Raw genomic sequence first — 5,709 nt, 5'->3', positions numbered from 1 at the left:
CCTACAACACCGACGTCCGCCCCCTCCTCGCCGACCTCCGCCAGGACATGGGCCTCGACCCCGACCCCATCACCGCCTACCACCGCTCCGGATGGGCCGAGAAGATCGTCGCGGAACGGGTCGGCGGGCAGCAGGCCGGCTGGGGCGCCTGACGTCTGTTCCGCATCGTGGGGTCGTGAGGGCCGTCGCGCCCTCACGACCCTGTTGGACCGCTAGGCCTCGCCCATCCCGAACGAGTCGTGCACGGGGCGCACCTCCACCGCGACGACATGGAAGTCGAGGACGCGTTCGGCGATCTCGCGGGCCCGTTCGGGGCTCGCGCAGTCGATCACGTAGTACGCGGTCAGCTGCTCCCGCCCGTCCGTGAGCGGGGCCTCGGTCGTCGTCGGGCCGTCCTCGTGCCACCGGATCGTCGTGGTGTCGCGCGGGTAGGCGAGTCCGGCTCCGTTCAGCATTTCGCCGGTGCCCTCGAGGGCCCGGTGGAGGGCCTCGTGTCTGCGGAACACCTCCGCCCGCTCGTCCGCCGTCATCGCCTCGGTGGCCGCGGGATCGGCGTACATCAGCACCAGGTACTTCATGCCGCCTCCTCCTGGTCCGCGGCGACCGAGGCCGCCACGCGGACCAGCGCGGCGGTGGCCGTGGAGCGGGACTGCTGGGGCCAGGCGATCGACAGGGTGGACGGGGGCGCGTCGGGGACCTCGCGGTAGACCACGCCCGGGCGCGGGTAGCGGACGGCGACCGACTTCGGCAGCAGCGTCACCACCTCGCCCAGTTCGACGAGCGTCACCAGCTGGGGCAGGTCGGCGATGGCGTACCTCTCGACGATCTCGTCCAGGTACCGGGCCAGACCGTCGAGGCGGCCCGGCTCGACGTCGGGGATGCCGAGGTCGCCGAGGCCCACCCGGTCGCGGGCGGCGAGGGGGTGGCCGGCCGGGAGCGCGGCGAGGCGGGGTTCGACGGCCACGGTCTCGGTGTCGAGGCCGGTGCGGTCGAACGGCTCGTGGATCAGCGCCGCGTCGGCCTCGCCGCTGCGCAGCAGTTCGGCCTGTCCGTTCCAGCCGGTCAGCCGGATGGTCACGGGCCGGGCGGCGGGTTCCCGGGCGTACCGGGACAGGATGGTGTCCAGCAGGCCGGCGTCGCCGTCGGCCTTGATCGCCAGGATCAGCTTCGGGTCCTTCGCCGCGGCACGCTGGGCCCGTCGTCCGGCGGCCCGCAGGGCGTCGAGGGCGATACGGGCCTCGGCCAGCAGGACCTCGCCGGCCGGGGTCAGTGCGACGCTGTGGGTGGTGCGCTCGAAGAGGACGATGCCCAGGTCCTGCTCCAGCCTGCGGATGGCGCGGGACAGGGGCGGGGCGGAGATGCCCAGCCGTTCGGCCGCGCGGGCGAAGTTGAGTTCCTCCGCGACGGCGACGAAGTAGCGCAGGGGACGTGATTCCACGGCCGGCACCTCCCGTTCGGTATGTCCCTGAGGGTAACAAGCGGGTCCCTGTCGATCCTTCCTTCCCGTGCGGCGGCACCGCAGGATCGAGGCATGCGGTTCCCCGGCCCGCCGTACCGGCCGCCGGTGTCGACCGCCCCTTCCCGCGAGCCCCCTTGGAGCTTTGTCATGCATGTCGTCACCACTCCCACAGGACAGATCGGCCGGCAGGTCGTCGAGGGCCTCCTCCGGGCAGGGGAACCGGTTCGCGTGATCGTGCGCGATCCTTCCGGGCTCTCCGCCGAGGTCCGTGAGCGCGTGGAGGTCGTGCGGGGTTCGCATAGCGACCTGGACGCGTGCATGGAGGCCTTCGCCGGTGCGGACACTCTGTTCTGGGTGGTTCCGCCGGCCCTTCGCGCGGACAGCGTCGTGGGCTATTACGAGGACTCGACCCGGGCGGCGTGCCGGGCCATCGGCGCCCGAGGCGTCAAGCGGGTGGTGGCCGTCTCCACCGCGGGCCACGGGATCGAGACGAACGCCGGGCACCTGTCGGCGTCGCTCGCCAAGGACCGGATGATCGAGGAGACGGGTGTGAGCTTCCGGGCGCTGCAGGCCACGGCGTTCATGGAGAACCTGCTCTGGCAGACCGAGGCGATCAGGCATCAGGGCGCGTTCTTCTGGCCGCAGCCCGCCGACCGCGTGCTCCCTGTGGTCGCGACCCGCGACATCGCCGCGAAGGCGACGGAGCTCCTGCTGGACGCCTCGTGGGACGGCCAGGGCGGGGTGCCGGTCGTCAGCCCCGACGCCCTCACTCCCGACGGCATGGCGCGGGTCGTCTCCGAGGTGCTGGAGCGCCCGGTCGGATACCGCCAGCTGTCCCTGGACGCGTACCGGGAGGCGATGATCGGGCACGGTGCGAGTGAGGCGTGGGCCCAGGGCCTGGTCGACATGGCCGTCGCCCGGAACGGCGGCGCCTACGACGAGCACCACCGCACCGCCGCCCCCTCCCCCACCGGCTTCCGCCAGTGGTGCGAGGAGGTGCTCAGGCCGGCGTTCCTCGCCTGAGCACCTCCGCCGTACGGTCACTCCGGAGCGGAGAACGGATGCCGTACCGGCGCCGGGGGCCAGGCGGGAGGGGTGTGCGGCCGGCGGAAGGTGCGGTGGCCGGAGCCGACCTCGAACGGTTCGTCATCGCCGGGCAGGCGTATCTCGGCCCGAGTGTTGGGCGGTACCAGGATCTCGACCACCAGGGTGTCCCCCTCGATCCGCCAGCCCGCCTCGGCACGCCCGTACGGCGTCTCGTGCGCCGCTCTCGCGGCGGTGAGGCCGCCGCCGGGTACGGGGGCGATCCGCAGCCGGCGCCAGCCCGGTTCGGCGGCCTCCAGGCCGGCGACCGTGCGGTGCAGCCAGTCGGCGACGGCGCCGAGGGCGTAGTGGTTGAAGGACGTCATCTCGCCCGGGTTGATGCTGCCGTCGGGCAGCATCGAGTCCCACCGTTCCCACACGGTCGTGGCTCCCATGGTCACCGGGTACAGCCAGGACGGGCAGCCCTCCTCCAGCAGCATCCGGTACGCCAACTGCGGCTCCCCGCCGGCGCACAGCGCGTCGCAGATCAGCGGCGTACCGGCGAATCCGGTGGCGATGCGGAAGCCGGCCTTGCGCACGATGAACGCCAACCGCCGTGCGGCGCCCAGCCGTTGACGTTCCGTGGGCAGCAGGGCGAAGCACAGCGCGAGCGCGTACGCCGTCTGCGCGTCGCTGGCGAGCCGTCCGCCCGGGGTGACGAACTCCTCGGCGAACGCCGCCCGTACGGACCGTGCGAGCTCCTCGTAGCGCACGGCGTCGTCCTTCTCCCCGAGCAGCCGTGCCGTCTCGGCGAGCACGTCGGCCGAGCGGGCGACATAGGCGTTGGCGACGAGGTCGCCGTCGGTGCGAGCGGCCCCCGGGTCCTCGGGCGGTGCCGCCGGGTCCAGCCAGTCGCCGAGCTGGAAGTCCTGCCGCCACAGGCCGCCGCCCTCCTCGGTGAGCCGGGCCGCCACCTCCATCCAGGCGCGCATGCTCGGGTACTGGGCGCGCAGCACCCCGACGTCGCCGAAGCGCCGGTACAGCGTCCACGGCAGCAGTACCGCCACGTCGGCCCACACGGCGTGCGGGGTGCCGCCGAAGTCGAACGGCAGGACGTCGGGCACGACCAGCGGTGGGACCCGGTCGGCTCGGGCGAGCTGTTCGGCGGCGAGGTCGCGCAGCCAGCCGCCGAGCATGCCGGAGCAGTCGTAGAGGAAGGACGCAGTGGGCGCGAAGACCTGGATGTCGCCGGTCCAGCCGAGGCGTTCGTCGCGCTGCGGGCAGTCGGTGGGGACGTCCAGGAAGTTGCCGCGCATTCCCTGGACGACGTTCTCGTGCAGGCGGTTGACCAGGTCGTGCGAGCACTCGAACCAGCCGGTGCGCGCCATGTCGGTGTGCAGGACCACGGCTTCGACGGCGGCCGGGTCGAACTCGCCCGGCCAGCCGTCGACTTCGGCGTAGCGGAAGCCGTGGAAGGTGAAGCGGGGTTCGTACGTCTCCACGCCCGTGCCGGCGAGCGTGTACGTGTCGGTGGCGGCGGCCAACCGCAGGGGCCGGACGCCGAGTTCGCCGTGTTCCAGCACCTCGGCGTGGCGCAGGGTGACCGTGTGCCCGGCCGGGCCCGAGAGGCGCAGGCGCAGGCGTCCGACGAGGTTCTGGCCGAAGTCGAGGACGGTCCTGCCGGACGGTGTGGTGATCACGTCGACGGGGGCGACCGTCTGGGTGCGGCGCACGGGTGGGCCGGTCGGTGCCACCAACTCGGCTTCAGGGAGGGGAAGTTCGGTGACGGACGTCCAGCCGGTGAGGTCGTGGCCGGGCTCGGACCAGCCGGGGCGTGCGAGCCGGGCGTCGTAGGCCTCACCGTCGTAGATCTCCGAGCGCAGGACGGGCCCGGTCGTCGTGCGCCAGGTCTCGTCGGTGGCGATGGTGGTGACGGTTCCGTCGGGGTGGGTGACCTCCAGCTGCGCGAGGAGGGCGCGCCGGTCGCCGTAGAGGTTGCGGCGGCCACCGCCGAATCCGAGCCGGCCGGTGTACCAGCCCTCGCCCAGCAGCGCGCCGATCGCGTTGTCGCCCTCACGCAGCAGCGTGGTGACGTCGAAGGTCTGGTAGCGCAGGCGGTGGTGGTACGAGGTCCAGCCGGGGGCGAGGACGTGGTCGCCGACCCGGCTCCCGTTGATCTCGGCCTCGTAGACGCCGTACGCGGTGATGTACAGCCGCGCCGACGCGACCGCCTTGTCGAGAAAGAAGGCGCGGTGCAGCAGCGCCACCGGTAGCGGGGCGTCGGACGCGCCGCGGTCGGGGCCGACGGGGCGGGCGGTCCAGTCGGCGCGGTCGAGCAGTCCCGTCTCGGCCCGGGTGAGCGGCGACCAGTCGGATGCTTCGGCGCCGTCGCCCCACACCTGGACACGCACGCCGACCCGGCCGCGGGAGCCGAGGTCGGGGCCCGGCCAGTCCACCAGCACGGAGTCGGCGCCCTCGACGCGCCCGGTGTCGGTGAGTACCGCGCCGTCGGCATCGGTGATCTCGACGCGGTAGGCCCGTTGCGTCCAGTCCGGCGCGTCGGTCTCGGTGCGCCAGCTCAGGCGGGGCCGGGACTCACCGATGCCGACGGGCTCGCGGTGGTGTTCGAGAACAGGGGCCGTGACCCTCATCGGACGGTCTCCTTGTCGCACATTGCGGTGGACACGGCGGGCCGCCCGCCGAATCTCCGGTGATGGCACGTGTCAGTCGTCCCGAAAGTTGCGTGAAACGTTTCACGGAATCGTGATGGCGGCACGGCCGTCAGTCAAGGGTTCCGGCAGGGGAAAGCTTTCGCCTCACGGCGCCGACTCGGCACAGCCGCCCCGACGTCTTGACGTCGCCGCGAACCTGCGGCTACTTTCCCTGAAACGATTCAAACAGTGTTCAGAGGTGGTCATGCCAGACCTGTCCGCCGTGAAGGCAGCGCTCGCGGCCCAGCGGATCGAAACCCCGTCGTGGGCGTACGGCAACTCCGGAACCCGGTTCAAGGTGTTCGCCCAGCCAGGGGTTCCCCGCGACCCCTGGGAGAAGCTCGCGGACGCGGCGAAGGTGCACGAGTTCACCGGCGTGGCGCCGACGGTGGCGTTGCACATCCCCTGGGACAAGGTGGATGACTACGCGGCGCTGGCGAAGTTCGCTCAGGACCACGGCGTGAAGCTGGGAGCGATCAACTCCAACACCTTCCAGGACGACGCCTACAAACTCGG

The 5,709-nt window shown here is 72.3% G+C and carries 4 protein-coding genes and 2 pseudogenes; 3 read left to right on the top strand and 3 right to left on the bottom strand.

Annotation, left to right across the window (positions count from 1 at the left end):
- Positions 1-152, top strand: a pseudogene (locus tag ACIGDI_RS43360) (rhamnose isomerase); the annotation flags it as partial.
- 60 nt (positions 153-212) lie between these two features.
- Here the strand turns inward: ACIGDI_RS43360 and ACIGDI_RS43355 are convergent.
- Positions 213-578, bottom strand: a complete 366-nt coding sequence (locus ACIGDI_RS43355; RefSeq protein WP_399908562.1) for a YciI family protein — start codon at positions 576-578, stop codon at positions 213-215.
- A complete protein-coding gene (locus ACIGDI_RS43350; protein ID WP_399908559.1) occupies positions 575-1,438 on the bottom strand; it encodes a LysR family transcriptional regulator in 864 nt (287 codons plus the stop codon). Before ACIGDI_RS43350 ends, ACIGDI_RS43355 begins: the two co-directional genes overlap by 4 nt.
- A 168-nt stretch (positions 1,439-1,606) precedes the next feature.
- Here ACIGDI_RS43350 and ACIGDI_RS43345 point away from each other — a divergent pair, with 168 nt between their 5' ends.
- Positions 1,607-2,482 carry an NmrA family NAD(P)-binding protein gene (locus ACIGDI_RS43345; protein WP_399908556.1) on the top strand — a complete coding sequence of 292 codons (876 nt, stop codon included), beginning with the start codon at positions 1,607-1,609 and terminating at the stop codon, positions 2,480-2,482.
- 17 nt (positions 2,483-2,499) lie between these two features.
- On the opposite strand, the gene ACIGDI_RS43340 is transcribed toward ACIGDI_RS43345, so the two are convergent.
- Complete coding sequence (locus tag ACIGDI_RS43340) at positions 2,500-5,133, bottom strand: family 78 glycoside hydrolase catalytic domain (RefSeq protein ID WP_399908553.1); 2,634 nt, start codon at positions 5,131-5,133, stop codon at positions 2,500-2,502.
- A gap of 265 nt (positions 5,134-5,398) precedes the next feature.
- Between ACIGDI_RS43340 and ACIGDI_RS43335 the strand changes: the two are divergent.
- Positions 5,399-5,709: pseudogene (locus ACIGDI_RS43335) on the top strand (rhamnose isomerase); the annotation flags it as partial.

The organism is Streptomyces sp. NPDC085900 (assembly GCF_044540925.1).
In the GTDB taxonomy this organism is placed as follows: domain Bacteria; phylum Actinomycetota; class Actinomycetes; order Streptomycetales; family Streptomycetaceae; genus Streptomyces; species Streptomyces gilvifuscus.
This window is presented reverse-complemented; position numbering and strand designations above follow the sequence as displayed.